The sequence below is a fragment of the Alcanivorax sp. MD8A genome, assembly GCF_002888555.1.
GTDB lineage: Bacteria > Pseudomonadota > Gammaproteobacteria > Pseudomonadales > Alcanivoracaceae > Alcanivorax.
The window spans coordinates 28,235-49,158 of record NZ_AQOQ01000022.1 but is presented as its reverse complement, the minus strand read 5'-3'; the positions used below and the strand labels follow the sequence as shown (position 1 = coordinate 49,158).

Genomic DNA, 20,924 nt, shown 5'->3' with positions numbered 1-20,924 from the left:
GTTCCACCGCGAATGAAGGTCCATCGCGGTCAGACGGCCGCGCCCTCCTTAGCAATGGCAAGAATCCAATGTGGGAGCTTGCCTGCAAGCGAAGCCTCTTGTCAGTGGGACAATTGCTCCGCGATACGAACACGCGCCTGCTCACACAGTGCCTTGCGCTCTCCGTGCTCCGTCAACGGCGCGCAGAAATGCAGCCGCACGCGAATCTCCCGTCGCAACAGCATGGCCCACAGATGATGATGAAATTCATCGTCACCAATGAACGCCATGGCCCGATCCGGGGCGCCCATGCTATCCAGGTAACGAATCGCCAGCGGCTGCACCGGCACATTTGCCTGTAGCGGAGCGTCAAACAACTGGGGAAAGAAACGGCGCAGCCCGGTGCCGTCGGTGGTGGTGCCTTCCGGGAACACCAACACGGTATGCCCCAACTGCAGCCGGCCGGCGATTTCACCCGCCTTGCGACCCGACTCGCCACTGCCGCGCTGGATAAACAAAGTGCCAACGGCCCGGGCAAGATGACCGATCAGCGGCCAGTCGCCCACTTCTGCCTTGGACAAAAAGTACAGATGCCGCTGACTGGCAATCACCGGGATATCCAGCCACGAGACATGGTTGCTGACCAGGAAAACCGGGCGCCCCAACGGCTCACCCGTCACCGTGAGGCGCACCCCGAGAATACGCAAAAAACGCTGACACCAACGCTGTTTGGCGGCCAATACCGCGGGCCGTTGAGGCCACCAGAATGCGCCCAGCACAAACGCCAGCACAAATCCCCACAGCAGATGAACGACGATGCGCAACACCCGCCACACACGGCGAAGTTGGGGCCAACTGCGGCCTTGCTCAGGCGCATTAACGCTGACGCTCTCGCTCATTTCATTCATTCGGGGCATCCGTTAGCCACGTTATACGGCCTGGGCAGGCTGCATGAAATGCTGAACGTAACGGGCGGGCAGATCGTTCACATCCATCAGCACGAAGAAATCCAGACAATTGAAATCCGGGTCCCAGCAGGGCTCACCACAAATCTGCGCGCCCATGCGCACATAGGCTTTGAGTAGCGGCGGCATTTTGGCATTGGCTTCCGTGCTGTCACCGGGCAATTTGTGCAACCGCAAATGGGGAATCACACGGTGCCGGCTGGCGCTCAGGTGCTTCTCGTTAATCCGCTGCTGTACCCCGGCCACGTTGTACCCTTCGCTCAGCGCGATACTGGCACAGCCCAGCAGGTAACGGACATCATTCTCGATCATGTACTGGGCCAGCCGGGCCCACAGCACGGTGATCACGGCACCGCTGCGATGCTCAGGGTGAATGCAGGTGCGGCCAATCTCGGCCAGGCGCCCATCCAGATGCCGCAGCATGGACAGATCGAACTCGCCGCTGGAGTAAAAACCGCCCGTCCGGTTCAGGCGGTCCCCCGGCAGCACCCGGGTGTAGCCAACGATCTCGCCATTGCGGGTATCTTTTACCACCAGATGCAGGCAGTGCTTGTCATAGCGGTCCCGGTCCAGACCAAACGGCGCACTGAAACTGGCCCCATACTCCTGAGAAAAAATACGGTAGCGCATGCGCTGCACTCTCAGAATCTCACGGCGCGAGCGCGTAAAGTAGGCCACAAAGCGAGTCTGATTTTCCGCCTCATTCAACTCACGGGGAAAACGCAGAATATCCGCCGTGGCGGCAAACGGTTTGACCAGGGCTCCCTTGAGTTGGGGGCTCAGTGCTTTGATCTTTCCTGCGGCTTGCGCAAGCATGGCGTACTCCACTGGCAGTTTCGGCCAGTGTTGCCAACCCCGGTGGCAACGCAGTGACATTAGCGTGACATTTCGGAGACAACGCAAAAGGCAGGGATGATGAGGGATTAAAGGATGAAAAAAGCGGTGATTGCGGCGCGGTTCCCCTTTCCCCTGGAAGTGAAAAAAGGGGAAACCGTGCAGTGGTGTGCCTGCGGGTTGAGCCAGAACCAGCCCTGGTGTGATGGCAGCCACCGAGGCACCGACTTTGTCCCGGTGACCTTCACTGCCCGCCGCGACCAGATCGTATTCTTCTGCGGTTGCAAGCACAGCAAGCGCGGAGAAATCTGTGATGGCAGCCATGCCCGGCTGGAGCGGTCCTGATGCGCCTCGGGTGGTTTCTCCTGCTGGTACTGAGCGCCTCTCTGGCGGCAGACCCGGTACCCCTGCCCCTTGCGGTACCGGCGGATGTCTACCGGGATTATGAATGCTGGCTGGGTAAGCGCACGCTTGCCAACATCACGGATTACCACGGTCCCTGTCTACGTCGCGATGTGGTAGATGTGGCGCTGTTTCAACAGGCCCTGATCGCCGCCGGTTATGCCCACGACCCGCAATGGGAAATCATCAACAGTTACCAGCGGACCCTGCTTGAGCTCTCTCGTGGCAAGCTCCCCGCGGCAGCCACCAGCCTCTGGCTGAAGGATATCGAAGCGACACCGGGACTCGCGGCCAGCGACGCCGTGCTCCCCGTCGGCAGCAATCTGGCACAGCTGTATGGTCGCGAGACAGTGGCCGGCAACACACCACTCACCCAGCTCCAGCAGCTGGCACAGTATCGGATCGTCAGTTCCAGCCAATGGGACACCGACTGGCAGCTGCTGCAGACATTACCCCATGCCGAATTGCTGGATGCGAATCACTGGATGACCATGGTCCGTTGGGTCAACCACGGTCGAGCAGATCTGTTGTTAGCGCCACCACTACAGCACGGCCGCCAGCATTTGACGGTAGATGCCGTGATGCTCGCCCCCCTGCCAGGCGGCATGCTGTGTCTGCCCGGGAGCCGCCACTTTGCTATCTCGCGACAGTGGCCCGAAGCAGTGCTATTGCAACAAGCACTGGATCGCGGGCTGTCGATTCTCAAAAGGGAAGGCCGCGTGCAGCAGGCCTACCAGCAGGCCGGCCTGATGCTTGAAGCCTCCCCCCTGAACGCCTGTGAGTAGCAGACACAGGGCAGGATCCCAACCCGCTACCCGGTGTTACGCAACCCGGCAGCAATACCGGCGATGGTCACCATCAAGGCACTTTCGAGGGTTTCATCGCCGTCCTGCTCACGCAAACGGGCCATGAGTTCGGCCTGTAGCAAATGCAGCGGGTCGGTGTAGGGATCACGAACCCGGATAGACCAACGCATCACCGGATTATTATCCAGCAGATCTTCTCGCCCGGTCAGGGCGCTCAGCGCCCCGACCGCGCCGGTCAGTCTTTCCCGCAGGGATTGCCCCAGCGCCTCCAGCCCGGCATCTCCACCAGCCAGACGCTGCTCATACCAGGCCGCCACGTTCAGGTCGGCCTTGGCGAGCACCATCTCCAGCATATCCACCACGCCCTGGAAAAACGGCCAGTGCTCTGCCATCTCCCGCACCAGGGCACTTTGCCCGGGATCCACATGGGCTGCTTCCAGTGCCGCACCGGTGCCCAGCCAGGCAGGCAGCATCAGCCGAATCTGGGTCCAGGCAAAGACCCAGGGAATGGCACGCAAGGAGCCAATCCCCGCATCTTTCTTGCGGCGCGCCGGACGGCTGCCCAACGCCAGCCGTGACAGCTCGGTTTCGGGGGTGACGGTACGCAGGTATCGCACCAGCTCCGGTTCCTCTTTGACCACTGAGCGATACCCCGTCACCGACACGTCGGTAAGAATCTGCATCTGTTCACGCCATTGCGGTTTGGGCGCGCGGGGCGGCAACAATGTTGCCTCCAGGGTGGCCGCCACATACTGGGACAGATTGAACACCGCCACCGCCGGGCGACCGTACTTGAAGCGAATCACTTCCCCCTGCTCCGTCACCCGGATACGGCCAGCCACCGATCCCGGCGGCTGGGACAACAACGCCATGCGAGTGGGGGAACCACCGCGAGAGATAGAGCCCCCGCGGCCATGGAACAGGGTGAGCGGAATCTGGTGCTCGGCGAACAAGGCAGTCAGGGCTTCCTGGGCCCGGTACTGTGCCCAGGCCGCGCCGAGAAAGCCGGCATCCTTGGCCGAATCGGAATACCCGATCATGACCTCCTGCCCACTGGCCACACGCTCCCGGTAGAACGGCATGGCCAGCAGCGCGCGCATGGAAGCCTCCGCGCCTTCCAGATCATCCAGCGTCTCGAACAGCGGCACCACTCGCATGGGCTCACGCACGCCTGCGATCTTCTGCAACAGCATGACCGCCAGCACATCCGAAGGCGTGGTGGCCATGGAAATCACATAGGCACCGAGCCCTTCACTGCCCTGCTCGGCAATCACCTGGCAGGTATCGAGGACTTCCCGCACTTCCGGGGTACACTCATCCGCATTGCGGAACGCGGCATCCACCAACGGCCGGCGCGCCTGCAACTCCTCGACCAGAAAGGCCTGCCGACGAGACTCGTCCCATTCGCCGTAACGGCCCAACTCCAGATAACGGGTAATCGCATCCAACGCATCCCGGTGGCGGGTCGATTCCTGGCGGATATCCAGCCGCAGCAGGGTAATGCCGAAACAGTTCAGGCGCCGCAGGGTATTTTTCAGATCGCCATCGGCAATATCGGCCAGCCCGGTTTCCCGCAGCGAACGGTCTATCAGCAGCAACGGAGACAGCAGCTGCTCACGATGAGTGTAGCCATCGCCATCCGCTACTGGCTGATTTTCAATGCGGGCCTCGAGCTGGCGACGAGTCAGCTTCAGGCGACTACGCACGTCGCGCAGCAACACACGGTAGGGCTCATGACTCGGGCCCGTCACCGACAGCAACTCATCACTGGCCATCTCCATGGACAGATCCGCCAGCAGCTCTTCGATATCCCGCAAGTAGAGATCAGCCGCCATCCAGCGGGCCAGCAGCAAGACCTCACGGGTCACCGTCGCAGTCACATTGGGGTTGCCGTCGCGATCGCCTCCCATCCACGACGCCAGCTTCACCGGCGCCCAGTCTGCCGGCGGTTGCGGCAGCCCTTGCTCCATCAGTTGACGCTCAAGCTGGCGGACCATGTCTGGCACCGCCTGCCACAGAGACTGTTCAATGGTGGCGAAGCCCCATTTGGCTTCATCCACGGGGGTCGGCTTTTCGCGGCGAATCTCATCCGTAGTCCAGGCCGCCAGAATCACCCGGCGCAGGCGTGCACGCAGGGTCGCGCGCTCTTCATCATTGAGATCCGCCCGGTCCAGCTCGCCCAACAGGTCCGCGATTTGATCGTATTTACGGATCAGGGTGCGACGGGTCACTTCAGTGGGGTGTGCCGTGAGCACCAGCTCCACAGACAAGCTTCGCAGGGTATCGGTAAGGGTCTCGGCCGGGATCTGCTGCTGGGTCAGACGCTCCAGCACATCACGCAGCCCCTGGTCACCTCCCGGATCACCCGGGTAGCGCTGGTGCTGACGATGCAGTCGTTCACGGTGGTGTTGCTCGGCAATGTTGCTGAGATTGAGGAACTGGCTAAACGCTCGGGCCACTTCCAGCAGGGTGTCATCGTCCAGTGGCGAGAGCAGGTCCCGAAGGGACGTCAACGGTGCGCCACTCTCGCTGCGCGTGGCCACAGAGGCCTGGCGGATCTGCTCAATGGTGTCGAACAGGCCATCGCCCGCCTGCTGTCGCAGGCACTCACCCAGCAGGTCGCCCAGCAAACGAACATTGTCCCGTAATGGTGCATTCACACTGTGGTCCACATGGCCTCCCATACTATTCCTGCAGCGGTGTTTACCGCACACAACGTTATCTGGCTCTCCGAATCCCAGGCAATGACGATCAATAAAATGAATATACCAGTTTTAACAAGATTACCCGTGTGGGCATCTTTATTCCGGCGCCCGGCTATCGCAACATAGGCGCCTCAGACACAGGGACCCCCATAATGAGTACAAACAGCCGCTTTACTTCTGACCAGGGCGTATTGCTGATGCAATATCTGGCCCGTGGACTGTTTGCCACCCTGGCCGTGATTTATTTTCACAACACCGAGCAATTCTTTTTCAGCGCACCCAAGGCTACGCCCTGGTTGCTGTTTATTGCCTACGTAGGCATCCAGTTGATTCTGCTGTTCTGGCGTCCCGCCAATGCCGATGCGTTTTCGTCTGCACTGGACCTTGTCACACTCGGAATCGTGATGCTGTTTGACGCCGGCAATCCACCGCCCACCATGGCCTTGCTGTTCGTCGCGGTACTCAGTAACGGCATGCTGCATGGCCTGAAACGGTTTCTCATCATGCTGCTGGGCGCCGAAGTGGTGCTGGCCATCGTGCTGCCAATTCGATTGAGTTATGCCCCTGTGGCTGACAGCTCCGCCAGCCTGTTTCTGGTCGCAGCACTCACCGCCTGCATGCTGTATTTCGGCTTGATGATCTGGCGCAATCAGGTGCTCGCCCGCGCGGCCCTGGAAGCCACCTGGCGAGACCCGGATACGGACTTTATCAGCCGCGAAGCGCTGGTCAGCACCGCTGGCTGGCTGGTGCCCCTGCACGACCGAATTTCATCGCCCCTGACGTTGGCGCTGGTAGAACACCACGATCTGCCGTTACTTGCTGACCGGGTAGCCCAGCGCATTCGCCGCAGCGATGTGGCGGCCCGCTACGATGACACCCATCTGGCCTTACTACTGCCCTGCACTGCCACGGCCGCCGCCGAACAACTGCTCAACGACCTGCGCGACCGCCACCCCGGCCTGCGGGCCGCCGTAATGACCCTGACCGATGGCGATGCGGCACTGGAACAGGCCCTTGGCCACCTGCAGAACACCATGGCCCGCACCCGTGAAGATGACGATCACTGGCTGGCCCATGCAGCGCCGATGCACTGATCGGCTGACCGACAAACGGATACACAGCTTCACAGTGCCCTCGCGGCGAACCGGTTAAACTGGAAAAAAATCACCAGGTTCGCTGATGTTGTACTTGCGTTTGTTATTGCTTGGCGTACTGCTCGTGCCGTTTCCCGCCAGCAGCGCCCAAACGGCCAGCCCCCGCATTGTGGGAGGCTCCGATGCCCCTGCCACCCGCTGGCCCTGGATGACGCAAGTCGCCATCAAGGATCCCACCCTCAGTAGCGGCTACCTGCTATGTGGTGGCAGCCAGATCAGCTCTCGCTGGGTGCTGACTGCCGCGCATTGCATGGAGTACAGCAATGGCGCCCCTGCAGCGGCAAACAACGTTTATGTGTTTATCGGGAATACCGTGCGCAACAACGTACCAGAGAGCGGTATTCAGGCCGAGCAACTGCTGGTGCATCCCCAGTACCAGAACCTGGAACACGACCTGGCCCTGATCCGGATTCCAGACACCAACAATTCCCAGTGGCCCAGCATCATTACCCCTGGCGCCTCCGCCAGCCTGGAAACCGCCTCCTTCAGTCAACGGGACGAAGCGGTCACTGCCCTGGGCTGGGGTGAAACCGGCAACGGCCTCAGCCCAACACTGCAAGAGGTGCAGCTTGATTACCTGCCCCGTCAGGCGTGCCGCAACCTCAGTCCCTTGTCCATTTCTGATTTTGTGGTCTGTGCTGCCGAGCTGAACCCGATCAATGGAGTGAAACAGGACAGTTGCTTTGGGGACAGCGGCGGCCCCTTGTTCCTCGGGCGAGACCGTTCGCCCACGCTGGTGGGACTCACCAGCTTTGGTGAAGAGACCTGCGCCACCGGCTCCCCGGCCGGCTACACCCACCTGGCCGCCGAGACCGGGCAGATCGAATCCCTGACAGCCTCCGCGGGCTTGCCACTGGTCGACCTGGCACTGTCCTGGGACAACAGCCCGCCAGGCCGGCTGTATGCCCTGCCTGCTGGCAGCCAGACGTTGCAGATCAGGCTGGCAAGTGGCCAGAACAGCGTCAGCAACCCGACCCTCAGCACCTCTCTGTCCGGGGCCACTACTGCCTCAAGCCAGTGGCAAAGCTGTAGCGCCCCCTTAATTGGTGACAGCTGTACCCCTGTCAGCTCTCTGGACGGCAGCCGGGTTGAACCACTGACGATCTCTGGCAATAACGGTCCGGATCAGGTGGTCACCGTCACCGTGCAAGGCACTGCGGACGAAGAAGAGTTTCGGCGCCATAACAATCGCCTGCTACAGACAATAGTGTTCTCCAGCAACCCGGATATCACACTCCAGGCCAGCCAGACCCAGAGCAGTGCCTCCCAGGCCGGCATTGCCGTTACCCTTGGCAACGCATCGCCCTTCAATGGGGCCAGCGGCGCCGAGATTCGTTTCAACCTGCCGGCCAACCTTACCCTCAGCAATGCCGATAGCCTTGGTTGTACCGGCACCACCCCCGTACGCTGCCCGCTCGGCGACCTGCCCGCAGGTGCGGGGGAAACCCTGCCGCTGGTATTTCAGTCCGACAACAGTCTGTCCCGCAGCCTGTCCATAAGCGGACACATCAACGAAACCGACGTCCCGGCCGGAGATACCAGCACCACCTTGACGGTCAACTTCACCGATCCGCCGGCCGCCGCCACTGGTGGCAGCAGCGGCGGTGGCGGTAGCCTGTCCCTCAGCCTACTGATCACAGGTTTGCTGCTGACGCGCCGGCGCCAGCCTTGTCCCACTTGCTAAGCCTCTATATTCTCCCCGCTTTATCTGTCTGTCGGGGACATCATGGTTGATAGCAAACCGGGCTACCGCGCCGACATTGAGGGCTTGCGCGCGCTGGCCGTCATGCTGGTCATCCTCTATCACTTCGAGGTGCCGGGTATCACCGGCGGTTTTATCGGTGTCGATGTCTTCTTCGTCATCTCCGGGTTTGTGATTACCCAGCTGCTGGAACGGGCCTTTGCCAAGGGCAGCTTCCGTTTTGCGGACTTTTATGCCCGCCGTATTCGCCGGCTTGTTCCCGTCTTTCTGCTGGTCTCCACCGTCACCTTTCTGATGATTTCACCGTTTTACATCGGTGACGCCTATTACATTTTTGCCAAGAGCTGGCTGTCATCACTGATCGGCATCAGTAACCTCTACTATTTCACCGAGCTGACGCAGTATTTCGCACCAGAAACCCGTTCACTATCGCTGCTGCATACCTGGTCACTGGCGGTGGAAGAACAGTTCTACCTGATCTGGCCATTAACGCTCTACCTGGCCTACCGTTTTGGCAAAGGCCGCTCGGGCCACTGGCCGTTCCGGATAACCCTGGTGCTAACCTTTGCCCTGTCGGTCTACCTGGCCGGCCGCTGGCCTGCCGCGGCCTACTACCTGCTACCTGCGCGGCTATTCGAATTCATGCTCGGCACCGGCGTTGCCCTGTTTGCCAACCAGCTACCCCGTTTATCCCGCCCGGCAGCAGAGAGCCTGTCCCTGACGGGACTGGCCATGATCATTGCCACCGCCCTGTTGCTCACCAAGCATGATCACTTCCCCGGTTATAATGCCCTGTGGCCCACACTGGGTACCGCCCTTGTGATCTACGCGGGCCTTCATCAACCGGGCACGGTGGCCGGGCGACTGCTGAGCCTGCCGGTGATGGTCTTTCTCGGAGGCATTTCCTACTCCCTGTACCTGTGGCACTGGCCGCCAGTCGCACTCATGCATTACCAGTTGGTGGAACTGACTGCCTGGAATCGCATCGCGCTTTTGGCTGGCGTGGTCGTGGTCTCGTGGCTGAGTTACCGCTATGTCGAGAATCGCTATCGACACCGCCCCTGGAGCCTCAAGAAGTCCTTCATGGTGTTTGTGCTTGGCCCGCTGATTGCCATCTGGGCGATCCAGTCCACCATCCGCATTGCCGATGACCTGAGTTTCCGGATCCCTGAAGAACGCCGCGAACTCTATACCATCATCGCCAACAACAACCCCGCAGACCTGTACAAGCGCTGCTTCAAAGGGGACCCGGTGGAGTTCAACACCGGCAACGCTTGCCTGTTTGGCGCACCCACGGCTGACAGCCAGCCCAACAGCATGCTGATCGGCGACTCCCACGGCATTGCGCAAATCGGTTTTGTCGAGCAGTTGATCCGCGGCAGGGGCTATTCCCTGTTGATGGTGACCCGAGCGTCTACCCCTTTCCTGCCAACCCACATCGCGAAAGACGTTCAGGCGGCGGACCCAACCCAGGTTGCCCGCAACCGGGCACTAAGCGAATACCTGCAACAGCGCCCCATGACCGTCTTCCTGGGCGCCTGGTGGAATGCCTACTTGAGAGATGATGCCTTTCAGGCGCATTTTTTGAACACCCTGGACTGGCTGAAAACACAGGGACACACCGTGGTGGTATTGGAAGACGTGCCGGAACTGCCCTCCTCGTCCTACGCGGAGTGTCTGCTCAAGAACATGGATGACTGCACGATTGATGCGAAAGAGGTCGAGCAAAACCTGACGAATTTCTATCGCTTCAAAGAAAGCGCCAGGGAGCGGCATCCAGACATTCTCTGGACCAATCCACGCAAGGTGCTGTGCGATGAACAACGCTGCCAGACTGTCCTCAACGGCATTCCGCTCTATCGTGACGAAAGCCACCTGAACCACGTGGGCGCGATGGAGATTGGCAAGGAATACCTGAAACGTTTCGACAATCCGCTACCCGAAATATCCGTACCCGTGCCGTAATCACAACACTAAAGGCGGCATCGACTCACGGCGTTGGTGTTTGGCAGGAAGCCGCACGGGCACCCCAATAGGGGACCGGTAAACTGAAAACGGCGGGAGCTTGCGCTACCCGCCACCGCCTTCCCTACCTTCCGCCATTGGCCTGAAACTGCGGCAGTGATGCCAGAATATCCAGCGCATGGCGGCGCTTGGCCGGGTCGTAAAGATCCACCGTGACCATCAGCTCATCCACCTCTACCGTGGCCAGTAGCCGTGCCAACTGCTCCTCAATGGCCGGCGCATCGCCCAGCAGCTGCAGCCCCAGAAAACCTTTCACACCCGCTTCTTCCTGCGGGTGCCAGAGTCCCTCCATTGATGCCACCGGGGGTTTCATCCACAGCGGCTGGCCACGGAACAAGGCGAGAATACGCTGATAACTGGTGGTACTGAGATAACGTGCTTCAGCAGCCGAATCCGCGGGTACTGCCGGTACCGCCAACATGGCATAAGGCTCGGCCAACTGGGCTGACGGCTGAAACTGGTCGCGGTAAATTCTCAAGGCCTCCTGGTACAGGCGCGGTGCAAAGTGGCCGGCAAAGGCATAGGGCAGCCCTTGCTGCGCTGCCAGCTGTGCGCTGAAAAGGCTCGAGCCCAGCAACCAGATCGGCACATTGGTGCCCGCCCCAGGAATGGCATTCACTCCCTGGGACGAATCCAGCGGGCCCAATAAACGCTGCAGCTCGGCAACATCCTGTGGAAACTGCTCCGCCCCCAACCCTTCTCGCCGCAGCGCTCGGCTGGTCATGGGGTCCGTCCCTGGCGCCCGGCCCAATCCCAAATCGATACGCCCAGGGTACAAGTGTTCCAGCGTCCCGAATTGCTCGGCGATTACCAGCGGAGGGTGGTTTGGCAGCATGACACCGCCCGAGCCAATCCGGATCGAGTCGGTTTTCTCGGCAATATGGCCTATCAACACCGAGGTCGCCGCGCTGCTGATGCCCTCCATATTGTGGTGTTCCGCCAACCAGAAGCGGCGAAATCCCAGAGACTCGGCATGGCGGGCATAGGCAACGCTGTTCTTGAGGGTCGAGCCAACGCTATCGCCTTCACGGACCGAGGCCAGCTCCAGCAAGGAAAAAGGGATTGTTTCAGACAAGGCACACCTCCCATCGAGTCAACAGTGAATGGGATTCGCTTCGTGTTTTTCAACCCCTTCCCACCATTATTGACGCCAAGGCTATAACGGATACCCGCGCAAAATCACATCGCCAACCATTAACCATAAAGTGTAGGTTATTTCCTACATTCATTAGCCAAAAGAATCTTTACAATTCGGCGCTTTGAACGCTTGGGGGAAATCCATGATGAAGGGAATGGTATCGATATTGATGGCCGGACTGGTCTGTCAGTCAGCTGTGGCTGCGCAACTGTCACCTCGTATCGTTGGCGGTGAAAAAGCCGACAGTCAGTGGCATACCCTGGTGGCACTGATCAATAAAAACGCCAAGGAGTATGCTGAATCGCAGAGTCAACCCTATCCGGTCTTCCAGGGACAATTCTGTGGCGGGACACTACTGTCTGAAGAGTGGGTCCTGACGGCAGCACACTGCTTTGAAGAAGGCATACCGATAACGGCTGACGATCTTGAAATCCTGGTCGGTAGCCAAAGTCTGGATATCGCCACTGACAGCAACCTCTTGCTGGATGTCAGCAGCATTCATGTGCACCCGGCGTATAACGGCGACACCAACCGTAACGATATCGCCCTGGTTCGTTTGGCCGAAGCCGCCAACCCCACTGCTGCCGGTGTCAGCACCGCCGTGCTGGCGAATGCCGGTACCGACACCAGTTTGTCAACCAGCGCGAGCTGGAATGAGATCGTCAGCTCACTGGGATGGGGGGTTGTCAGTTACAACAACAATACCCCCCAGTACGCGATCGAACTCCAGGAAGTGGATCTGGACTATATCCCCAACGGCGCCTGCCAGAGCCTGTACAACGCCAATGCCAATAGCGACCCAATCTACACCTCCATGCTGTGCGCCAACGAACCCAACCCGGACAGCAGCGACACATTTGGGGAGGACTCCTGTCAGGGCGACAGTGGCGGACCACTGTTCCTGACGCAATCCACCCTCAATGACAGCCCGCAACTTGGCATCACCAGCTTCGGTTACGATTGCGGGGATCATACTGTCCCTGGCGTGTACACCCGCGTATCCCATTTTCTGGACTGGATTGAGCAAACCAGCAGTCAGGCTAATAGCGAACTGCGAGACTTGGCTGTGGCCGAAGACGAGGCTCACTACCAGGGTATTCAGACACTGGAGTTCGCGGTCACCATTGATAACCCGGGCAGCCGCAGCGCCACCGACTTCCAGCTCGATATCTCCCACCCAGCTACATTGAGTCTGTCTGAGACAGAAACGGATTTCAGTTGCACCAGCAACGCAACCGGAACCCGCTGTCACTACACCGGCACCGGGATTGCCGGTCAAAGCAGCAAGGCGCTCAGCTTCACAGCGCTGGACAGCCTTTCCAGAAACAGTGGTTCTGAGGTGCTCGGTGTGGCCGTCACGCTGGACCACCATCGCGATTACCACAGGCTAAACAACAGCGGTACGGTGACCCTGTACTTTGGGCAACCGCAACTGAGCCTGTCAGCAGAGCCGGTATGTCTGAGCACAGACTCAGAGCAAGTCGAGATGCGGGTAGAGGCCACGATCACGAACCAGAGCGACCAGATTCATTCAGAAGGGACTGTCGTCAGCGGCAGCTTCAGCGACGCACTGAGTCTGGCAGGCAAGGCCTCCCCCTTGTGCAGTATCGACACCGCCAGCGGCCAGTTCAGTTGCCAGCTTGGCCAAGTCGCAGCCGCCAGTGACGTCAGCACGACAATTGGTATCACCGCAACTGCGGACACTACCGAAACCGTGACGCTCAACCTGAGCAACGATAACGGCGCGGCCACCGGCTCTACCCTCAGTACCAGTGTAGATCTGGATTTCAGCCGTGAAGATCTGGATACCTGCCCGGAAATCGTGACCCCCACCGTACCTGTTACCCGTAACAACTCCGGTGGTGGCGGCGGAGGGGGGTCCTTACCGCTACTCTGGCTTATGATGCTCACCAGCCTGGGATGGATAAGGCATCGAGCACAGTAAAACCGAAAGGGCCAGCAGTATGCTGGCCCTTTTTCATGTCTTCCTGGTATTCCTGACCAAGTATTGAGTGCAGCGTCTATGGGCCAGAACCGCGCCTGCAAATGAGAAATTCATACATCAACCTGTTAGAGAAACCCGCTTAACCAAATTGTCTCTACCACGGCGAATATGTTTCACTGGCCGGTCAGCCCACAGCGAAACCACCCATGCCTGACCTAAAATGCCCCAGCTGCGACCAGCCCTTACTGCTCAGCGACAACACTTGGCTGTGCGCTAATGGTCACCGCTTTGACCGTGCCCGGCGCGGCTATACCAACCTGCTACTGGCCCAGCATCGGCGCTCGCGTTCACCGGGAGATGACAAGGCCATGGTGCGGGCACGCACGGAGTTTCTTGAGCTGGGCCGCTACCAGCCGCTGGCGGACGCCCTGTTGAAAGACCTCCCCCCACAGCCAGACGGAGACTGGCTGGATCTGGGGTGCGGTGAAGGCTGGTATACCGAGCAGTTTGCTCGCCAGCTGGGGAGCGCTCAGGGCATCGGCGTGGACATCTCCAAATTTGCCGTGGACAACGCCGCCAAACGCGACAAGACACTGACCTGGCTAGTTGCCAGCGGGGCGCGACTGCCCCTGTTTGATGCCAGCCTGTCCCGAGTGATCGTGCTGTTCACCCGTCTGTTCACCGATGATATCGCACGGGTACTCCGCCCCGGTGGCGAACTGATTGTCGCCGGCACCGGGCCGTCTCACCTGATGCCGTTACGCGAAGCCTTGTATGAAGACGTTCGTCAGTCCGGCTTTGACGCAAGCAAATTCCTTGATGACCGTTTCTGTGCCATTGATGAAAAAGTTATTCAGTTCGACTGGCAACCACAGAGCGAGCAAGAGCTGCATAATCTGTTGACCATGACCCCTCACCACTGGCGTGCCCAACCGTCTGCCAAAGCGGAGATTGGCAAACTGGCAGGCGCCACCATGAATGCGCATTTTGTAATTCAGCGTTTCAGAAAACAGTGAACAGTGAACAGTGAACAGTGAACAGTGAACAGTGAACAGTGAACAGTGAACAGTGAACAGTGAACAGTGAACAGTGAACAGTGAACAGTGAACAGTGAACAGTGAACAGTGAACAGGCTGCCCGACCGACATACCCTGTCAAGCTTTATTAGGCTTTTTCTTTGTGTTTAAAGGCATGAGGCCGCGTCCAAATTCTGGGCGCGGCCTCTATTCTTTCAGATCACATAACGCGCAAACGCGCCGCTGTTAACTGTTCACTATTCACTGTTAACTCTCTGCAGCACCGCATCCAAATACCCCAACAAGTGATCCGCATTGCCCACCGGCGCGCGGTACCCCAGATGCCCGTCAGGGCGCATTAGCCACAAACGTGGCCCCTCGCCAAAGGCTGCCGCAAATTCCCCCTCGTGATCCTGCCAGATACGGGTGGTACCTTCCTGGGGAATCTGTTCTTCAGGGGTATGCCGGGACGCGATGACGGTCAGGTGGGCACGCTCACGATAATCCTGGCCCAACCGGTCGCTGAAAGCATACAGCACCAGCTTTTCGTTGTGCTCGGGGTTCGCACTCAGTTGCAGCAGCAAATGGTGCACCGGCTTTTTCAGCAGATCATGGAGCTGATGCAGATGCCCAGTGCGCACAGAACGCATGGCCGCATCTGGCAAACGGTCGCCGGGTAACGGGCCCTGATGGCGCCAGCCCAGCTCCGCTTCAGGGCCACTGGTGACCATGGGTGAGTTGCGGTAGTGCACATCCAGCTGGCTGGCCGTACGCAGCAAGCGGGTGGCAATCCCCGGGCGGCTGCCTGCCATTTTCAGCAGGGAATCACGGCTGCGTCGCAGCAGGGGCAACTTGACCAGCGAAGCACGCGACAGCATGTCCACGCCGTACAGCATCTTTTCGGCCACCGGGCGACGCTCTTGTTCATAGCTGTCTAACAGTCGTCCATCCCCGTAGCCCTTCAGGTAATAGCCCAGCTTCCATCCCAGATTGAAGGCATCGGCAATACCCGTATTCATGCCCTGCGCCCCCAACGGGCTCTGCACATGTGCGGCATCACCGACCAGGAAAGCACGGTTTCGGCGGTAGTTCTGGGCCAGACGACGTTGTACGGTGAACTGGCTCAACCAGTGTGCCGTACCCAGTGCCGGCACCTCACCGAGAATCGAGCCCAGACGCTCTTCAAAGGGGGCAAGGGTCACGGGCTCCTCGGGTTCATCATCCGTGGCCATGATCAAACGCCAGCCATTGGGCAACGGCAGCGCGATCAACAGCCCTGCTTCCTGCAGAAAACCGTGGGAACTGTCTTCACGCCATGGGGCCTTCCAGGGCACGTCTGCCAACAGGAAATGCTCCTTGTAATCCACCCCTTTATAGCCAATCCCCAGTTGCTCGCGCACGGTAGAACCCACGCCATCAGCTCCCACCAGTATGGCGCTTTCTACAGTGCTCACCTGAGCCCCCTGGCGGATGCGCGCAGTCACACGACTCCCGTCCTGGGTGAAATCCAGTAACTCCACCCCACGCAGCATCTCCCCACCCAACGCCTTGTAGCGCTGAATCAAGGTCTCTTCCACCTGACTCTGTGGACAGCTCAATACCCAGGGAAAAGGAGCCTTCAGGGTGGTCAGGTCAAGATCGAACAGGAAGCCCTTGTCGCCGTAAACCGACACCCCCTTGAGTAACCGGGATGCCTTGCGAATCGGTGCCAGCACATCCAGTGCCGAAAAAATTTCCAGGGTGCGGGCGTGCAGGCCCAACGCCCTGGAATACGGCGATGGCGTATCCAGACGATCAATGATCAGACAGTCGATCCCCTGCCGACGCAGGCTGATCCCCAGCGTCAGGCCGCTAGGGCCTGCCCCGACAATCAACACCCGGGGCGTACGGTGAATGGTGGTGGCGATGGTACACTCTCCTTATGCTGCTTTCCGACGTCAGGCCACTGGCGTCTTCCGCCAGAGTTTTACCATGAGTCACCCGCCGCGCAAGATCATTCATGTGGACTGCGACTGCTTTTATGCCGCCGTAGAAGTCCGTGACGATCGTTCCCTGCGCGGCCGCCCGGTGGCGGTGGGGGGGGATCCGCACCGCCGGGGCGTTATTGCTACCTGCAATTATCCGGCACGCCAATTCGGCGTCCACTCGGCAATGGCATCATCCCAGGCCTTGCGACTCTGCCCGGATCTGGTGATCGTGCCGCCCAACTTCGATAAATATCGCAAGGTCTCTGCACAAATCCATGACATCTTCCGACGCTACACGTCGCTGATTGAACCCTTGTCTCTGGACGAGGCTTACCTGGATGTCTCGGCCAGCGAGCAGTATGACAATAGCGCCACCCGCATTGCCGACGCCATTCGCCACGAAGTGCGCCAGGAAATCGGCATCACAGTGTCCGCCGGGGTTGCCCCCAACAAGTTTCTCGCCAAGGTGGCCAGCGACTGGCGCAAACCCGACGGGCTGTTTGTGGTCCCGCCGGATCAGGTGGAACGCTTTGTAGCCGAGCTACCGGTCAAAAAAATTTCCGGGGTAGGTCGCGTCACCGCCGAACGCATGGCCAGTCTGAATCTGCACACCTGTGGAGACCTGCAAGGATTGAGCCGACTGACACTGGCACAGCATTTCGGCAGCTTCGGCGAGCGCCTGTACCACCTGAGCCGGGGGGAGGATAACCGCCCGGTGCAAACTGGCCGGCGACGTAAATCGGTCTCTGTCGAGCGCACGTATGACAAGGACCAACCCACGCTGAACGACTGGCTGCGCGAGCTAGATGGGTTACTGGAGAAACTCAAAGCACGCTTTGAGCGGCTGGACCAGAACTACCTGATCAGCGGCCTGACCGCAAAAGTGAAATACCAGGATTTTGTCAGTCTGAGTTGCGACAAGGCGGGCACCGATCTGGATCCTGCCCATTTTGAGGCACTGCTTCAGCAGCTCTGGGAGCGCCGCCAGGGCCCGGCACGCTTGTTAGGCATCGGCGCCAGACTGCGCGATCTGAAAGCCCCCCAACAACCGGACCTGTTTCCCGAAGAATGGGACAGGGCGCTACGGCAGCGGCGCGGCAAAAACTAGGGTCAAGCTACAAGCCGCAAGCTTCAAGCTGCAACACGGGGTACGGCCATCGTCACAGAAAGGCTCTCACTACGCGCTGATAGAGGGGGCCTCAAAACCTCTAAAGGTTTTGAGGATACGAATGTACGCTTTAACTCTGAGCCCCCTCCGCGACAGACAGCGCGAAACTCTGGCATTTTCGACACTCAAACCTCAGCTTCGTGTTGCAGCTTGTCGCTTGAAGCTGGCCGTTCTCAGTGCACCGAGTGTCCGACCCGCTCCAGCAATTCCGGGGGCATCATACCGTCCATCAACTCGCGACCACGCTGTTTGACGGGCTCCATCTGGGCATCCAGATAGGCATCAAGGGTGGCCACACAGTGTGCACAACGATCCATGGTGGACGCATCAGGATGATCCGCCACCGCCTTTACTGCTTGTTCAAGCTCATTGAGATACTTGAGCAACATGGTTTGCTCCGGTTAAACATGTTCGGTCGGGGCCTGTGACCTCGAAACCCGCCAAGACTAGTCACGGGACAAGTCATATTTATGACAATGTGCCATCTGCGTCCTGCCATTACCGCCATGCACTCAGCGTGCCAGCCCGTTGTCATGGTGTGTCCATTGAGACGCTCTCGACATGTCAGGCGTTCCGGAGATAAATGTAAAAATGCACGGGGTCACCCATACCTTTCGCCGACACAATCTCACGCCGCGCTGACCCCAATTTGCGTTACTCTATCCCTTTGAAAGGACTTGCGAGGACACCCCGCCCATGACCGACACCCTGTCGACTATCGTTGCCCCGGAAGGCAGCCTGGAAGTGCTCAGCCAGCACGAAGTCGAACGCCTGCGCGATACCTCTGGGCGCGGCCTGCATGAACTGCTGCGCCGCTGCGCCCTGGCGGTACTCAACTGTGGCACCCCCACAGACGACAGTCGCGAGGTACTGGAAACCTACCGGAATTTCGACATCGAGGTGATTCAGGAAGATCGCGGGCTACGCCTGAAACTGGATAACGCCCCTGCCGGCGCCTTTGTGGATGGCCGCATGATCCGCGGTATCCGCGAGCATCTCTCAGCCGTGCTGCGCGACATTGTCTACGTGGCCAACGAGATTCAGAACAACGACGGCTTCGATCTCAATAGCAGCCACGGGATCACCAATGCGGTGTTTCACATTCTTCGCAATGCGGGGGTTCTGCGTGCCGGCGCCTCCCCCAATATGGTGGTGTGCTGGGGAGGCCACAGCATTTCCCGCGAGGAATATGACTACAGCAAGAGTGTGGGTTACCAGCTGGGCCTGCGCTACAAGGATATCTGCACTGGTTGTGGCCCCGGGGCCATGAAGGGCCCAATGAAAGGGGCACATGTGGCCCATGCCAAGCAGCGGTTCAAGAGCGGCCGCTATCTGGGGATTTCCGAACCTGGCATTATCGCCGCGGAAGCCCCCAACCCCATCGTCAATGAACTGGTGATCATGCCAGATATTGAAAAACGGCTTGAGGCCTTCCTGCGTGTCGGCCATGGCATCATTGTCTTTCCCGGGGGCGTCGGCACCACAGAGGAAATTCTCTACCTGCTGGGCGTGCTGCTGCACCCGGACAATATCGACATGCCCCTGCCGGTAGTCTTCACCGGGCCCGCCAGCAGCGCCGACTATTTCCGCCAGGTGGACGCCTTTATTCGCACCACCCTGGGAGAGCAGGCGGCGCAGCGTTACCAGATCATCATCGATGACCCCGAAGCGGTAGCGAAAACCCTGTGCCATGGCATCGATAAACTGACCCTGTTCCGCCGTGACAATGACGATGCCTTTTACTTCAACTGGCGGCTGACTATCCCGCTGGATTTCCAGTCCCCGTTCGAGCCAACCCATGCTGCCATGGCCGCCCTGAACCTGAGCCCCGACCAGCCGGTACACACACTGGCCGCCAACCTGCGACGGGCCTTCTCCGGCATCGTGGCAGGCAATGTGAAGGAACAGGGCATCCATGCCATCGAACAACACGGCCCCTACAAGCTGCACGCCCCGGGCGAACTGATGACTCACCTTGATGAATTGCTGAAAGCCTTTGTCGTTCAGCAGCGCATGAAGTTGCCGGGCAGCCATTACGAGCCGTGCTATGCGTTGGAGGGATGAGAGGCAGCTGTGAGCTGTGAGCTGTGAGCTGAAACCCAAAAAGCCCCGGAAATCCGGGGCTTTTTGGGTTTCAGCTCACAGCTAGCAGCTGATCGCTCACCGCTGCCTTTAACGCGGCTGCATGCGGATACCGCCATCGATACGGATGGTTTCACCGTTGAGGAACTTGTTCTCGATCATGTGGCAAACCAGCTGACCGTATTCTTCCGGGTTACCCAGACGCTTGGGGAACTGAGTCATTTCGATCAGGGGCTGCTTGACCTTGTCCGGTGCAGCGTTCATCAGCGGGGTATTGAAGATACCCGGGGCGATGGTGTTGCAGCGGATGCCCAGCGGGGCCAGATCACGGGCGATCGGCAGGGTCATGCCGACAACCGCGCCCTTGGTGGCGGAGTAGGCTACCTGGCCAACCTGACCATCGAAGGCCGCAACGGAAGCGGTGTTCACTACCAGGCCACGCTCGTTGTCTTCACCCGGCTCGTTCTCGGCCATGGCGGCAGCAGCCAGACGGGTCACGTTGAAGGTGCCGATCAGGTTGATCTGAACCACCTTGCTGAATACGCCCAGATCGTGAGGCTTGTTCTCACGGCCAACGGTCTTCATGGCAGAGCCAACACCGGCACAGTTAACCGCCACGTGGACAGCACCGAACTTGTCCAGGGTTGCCGCGATGGCAGCCTGTACGGAGGCTTCGTCGGTTACGTCAGTCTTGACGAAAGCGGCGTTGTCGCCCAGCTCGGCAGCAACGGCCAGACCCTGCTCTTCGTTCAGGTCCAGAATCATCACTTTGCCGCCTTTGGCAACGATGGCCTGGGCTGTAGCGTGACCGAGACCGGATGCACCACCGGTGATAACGGCAACTTTATCGGTAATGTTCATATGCTCTCCTTGGGTATGGGGCCATGAGGAGCCACTGAGACACGAGCTCAATGACGCCGAAACAATGCCCGGAGTATACCCACCTGCTTCATGGCCCTCATTGTTGCTTTCGCTCAATCCGTGAGTGGATTAAGGTGAGATTGCGTCAATGGAGAATGGCGTACGAATCCGAGGC

16 protein-coding genes are annotated in these 20,924 nt (G+C 59.4%); 9 read left to right on the top strand and 7 right to left on the bottom strand.

Annotated features, from left to right (window positions below):
• Window positions 1–101 precede the first annotated feature (101 nt).
• A complete protein-coding gene (locus A15D_RS12095; protein WP_233192220.1) occupies window positions 102–887 on the bottom strand; it encodes a 1-acyl-sn-glycerol-3-phosphate acyltransferase in 786 nt (261 codons plus the stop codon).
• A gap of 21 nt (window positions 888–908) precedes the next feature.
• The gene (locus A15D_RS12090; RefSeq protein WP_102792150.1) at window positions 909–1,760 is read right to left on the bottom strand and encodes a GNAT family N-acetyltransferase; all 852 of its coding nucleotides are present in this window, start codon (window positions 1,758–1,760) and stop codon (window positions 909–911) included.
• 114 nt (window positions 1,761–1,874) lie between these two features.
• Here A15D_RS12090 and A15D_RS12085 point away from each other — a divergent pair, with 114 nt between their 5' ends.
• Both A15D_RS12085 and A15D_RS12080 read left to right on the top strand, forming a co-directional pair.
• The gene (locus tag A15D_RS12085; protein ID WP_102792149.1) at window positions 1,875–2,123 is read left to right on the top strand and encodes a CDGSH iron-sulfur domain-containing protein; all 249 of its coding nucleotides are present in this window, start codon (window positions 1,875–1,877) and stop codon (window positions 2,121–2,123) included.
• On the top strand, window positions 2,123–2,965 hold the full coding sequence (locus tag A15D_RS12080; RefSeq protein WP_102792148.1) for a hypothetical protein: 843 nt from the start codon (window positions 2,123–2,125) through the stop codon (window positions 2,963–2,965). The genes A15D_RS12085 and A15D_RS12080 overlap by 1 nt, the downstream gene beginning before the upstream one ends.
• Window positions 2,966–2,991: 26 nt before the next feature.
• Here the strand turns inward: A15D_RS12080 and ppc are convergent, their stop codons facing one another.
• Entirely contained in the window at window positions 2,992–5,658 is a 2,667-nt protein-coding gene (ppc, locus tag A15D_RS12075; RefSeq protein WP_102792163.1) for a phosphoenolpyruvate carboxylase, read from the bottom strand.
• Between the two features lie 185 nt (window positions 5,659–5,843).
• On the opposite strand from ppc, the gene A15D_RS12070 reads away from it, so the two are divergent.
• The 3 genes from A15D_RS12070 to A15D_RS12060 all read left to right on the top strand — a co-directional run bounded on the left by A15D_RS12070 (window position 5,844) and on the right by A15D_RS12060 (window position 10,512).
• Window positions 5,844–6,785 (top strand): GGDEF domain-containing protein, encoded by a 942-nt coding sequence (locus tag A15D_RS12070; protein ID WP_199175899.1) that lies wholly within the window; start codon window positions 5,844–5,846, stop codon window positions 6,783–6,785.
• Between the two features lie 85 nt (window positions 6,786–6,870).
• The gene (locus tag A15D_RS12065) at window positions 6,871–8,529 is read left to right on the top strand and encodes a trypsin-like serine protease (RefSeq protein WP_102792147.1); all 1,659 of its coding nucleotides are present in this window, start codon (window positions 6,871–6,873) and stop codon (window positions 8,527–8,529) included.
• Window positions 8,530–8,571: 42 nt separating this feature from the next.
• Entirely contained in the window at window positions 8,572–10,512 is a 1,941-nt protein-coding gene (locus tag A15D_RS12060; RefSeq protein WP_102792146.1) for an acyltransferase family protein, read from the top strand.
• A gap of 124 nt (window positions 10,513–10,636) precedes the next feature.
• Here the strand turns inward: A15D_RS12060 and A15D_RS12055 are convergent, their stop codons facing one another.
• Entirely contained in the window at window positions 10,637–11,647 is a 1,011-nt protein-coding gene (locus A15D_RS12055) for an LLM class flavin-dependent oxidoreductase (RefSeq protein WP_102792145.1), read from the bottom strand.
• A 205-nt stretch (window positions 11,648–11,852) separates the two neighbouring features.
• Between A15D_RS12055 and A15D_RS12050 the strand changes: the two genes are divergently transcribed.
• Window positions 11,853–13,655: a serine protease gene (locus A15D_RS12050; RefSeq protein ID WP_102792144.1), complete on the top strand. Its 1,803-nt coding sequence runs from the start codon at window positions 11,853–11,855 to the stop codon at window positions 13,653–13,655.
• 206 nt (window positions 13,656–13,861) lie between these two features.
• Window positions 13,862–14,671 carry a putative RNA methyltransferase gene (locus A15D_RS12045; protein ID WP_102792143.1) on the top strand — a complete coding sequence of 270 codons (810 nt, stop codon included), beginning with the start codon at window positions 13,862–13,864 and terminating at the stop codon, window positions 14,669–14,671.
• A 257-nt stretch (window positions 14,672–14,928) separates the two neighbouring features.
• Here A15D_RS12045 and A15D_RS12040 read toward each other — a convergent pair whose 3' ends face one another.
• Entirely contained in the window at window positions 14,929–16,548 is a 1,620-nt protein-coding gene (locus A15D_RS12040) for an FAD-dependent monooxygenase (RefSeq protein ID WP_102792142.1), read from the bottom strand.
• A gap of 94 nt (window positions 16,549–16,642) precedes the next feature.
• Here A15D_RS12040 and dinB point away from each other — a divergent pair, with 94 nt between their 5' ends.
• Window positions 16,643–17,746, top strand: coding sequence for a DNA polymerase IV (dinB, locus tag A15D_RS12035; protein WP_102792161.1), 1,104 nt, complete (start codon window positions 16,643–16,645; stop codon window positions 17,744–17,746).
• A 233-nt stretch (window positions 17,747–17,979) separates the two neighbouring features.
• Here the strand turns inward: dinB and A15D_RS12030 are convergent, their stop codons facing one another.
• A complete protein-coding gene (locus A15D_RS12030; RefSeq protein ID WP_022986294.1) occupies window positions 17,980–18,195 on the bottom strand; it encodes a hypothetical protein in 216 nt (71 codons plus the stop codon).
• 307 nt (window positions 18,196–18,502) lie between these two features.
• On the opposite strand from A15D_RS12030, the gene ppnN reads away from it, so the two are divergent.
• Complete coding sequence (gene ppnN / locus A15D_RS12025) at window positions 18,503–19,870, top strand: nucleotide 5'-monophosphate nucleosidase PpnN (protein ID WP_102792141.1); 1,368 nt, start codon at window positions 18,503–18,505, stop codon at window positions 19,868–19,870.
• A 108-nt stretch (window positions 19,871–19,978) separates the two neighbouring features.
• Here the strand turns inward: ppnN and A15D_RS12020 are convergent, their stop codons facing one another.
• Window positions 19,979–20,749, bottom strand: a complete 771-nt coding sequence (locus A15D_RS12020) for a 3-hydroxyacyl-CoA dehydrogenase (protein WP_102792140.1) — start codon at window positions 20,747–20,749, stop codon at window positions 19,979–19,981.
• Window positions 20,750–20,924 lie beyond the last annotated feature (175 nt).

What these genes read in the sequence shown, in the direction of transcription:
- A15D_RS12080 (WP_102792148.1), top strand. Translation starts at nt 2,123, where the DNA reads ATGCGCCTCGGGTGGTTTCTCCTGCTGGTACTGAGCGCCTCTCTGGCG.
- A15D_RS12060 (WP_102792146.1), top strand. Translation starts at nt 8,572, where the DNA reads ATGGTTGATAGCAAACCGGGCTACCGCGCCGACATTGAGGGCTTGCGC.
- A15D_RS12070 (WP_199175899.1), top strand. Translation starts at nt 5,844, where the DNA reads ATGAGTACAAACAGCCGCTTTACTTCTGACCAGGGCGTATTGCTGATG.
- A15D_RS12095 (WP_233192220.1), bottom strand. Translation starts at nt 887, where the DNA reads ATGAATGAAATGAGCGAGAGCGTCAGCGTTAATGCGCCTGAGCAAGGC.
- A15D_RS12020 (WP_102792140.1), bottom strand. Translation starts at nt 20,749, where the DNA reads ATGAACATTACCGATAAAGTTGCCGTTATCACCGGTGGTGCATCCGGT.
- A15D_RS12050 (WP_102792144.1), top strand. Translation starts at nt 11,853, where the DNA reads ATGATGAAGGGAATGGTATCGATATTGATGGCCGGACTGGTCTGTCAG.
- dinB (WP_102792161.1), top strand. Translation starts at nt 16,643, where the DNA reads ATGAGTCACCCGCCGCGCAAGATCATTCATGTGGACTGCGACTGCTTT.
- A15D_RS12045 (WP_102792143.1), top strand. Translation starts at nt 13,862, where the DNA reads ATGCCTGACCTAAAATGCCCCAGCTGCGACCAGCCCTTACTGCTCAGC.
- ppnN (WP_102792141.1), top strand. Translation starts at nt 18,503, where the DNA reads ATGACCGACACCCTGTCGACTATCGTTGCCCCGGAAGGCAGCCTGGAA.
- A15D_RS12085 (WP_102792149.1), top strand. Translation starts at nt 1,875, where the DNA reads ATGAAAAAAGCGGTGATTGCGGCGCGGTTCCCCTTTCCCCTGGAAGTG.
- A15D_RS12090 (WP_102792150.1), bottom strand. Translation starts at nt 1,760, where the DNA reads ATGCTTGCGCAAGCCGCAGGAAAGATCAAAGCACTGAGCCCCCAACTC.
- A15D_RS12030 (WP_022986294.1), bottom strand. Translation starts at nt 18,195, where the DNA reads ATGTTGCTCAAGTATCTCAATGAGCTTGAACAAGCAGTAAAGGCGGTG.
- A15D_RS12065 (WP_102792147.1), top strand. Translation starts at nt 6,871, where the DNA reads ATGTTGTACTTGCGTTTGTTATTGCTTGGCGTACTGCTCGTGCCGTTT.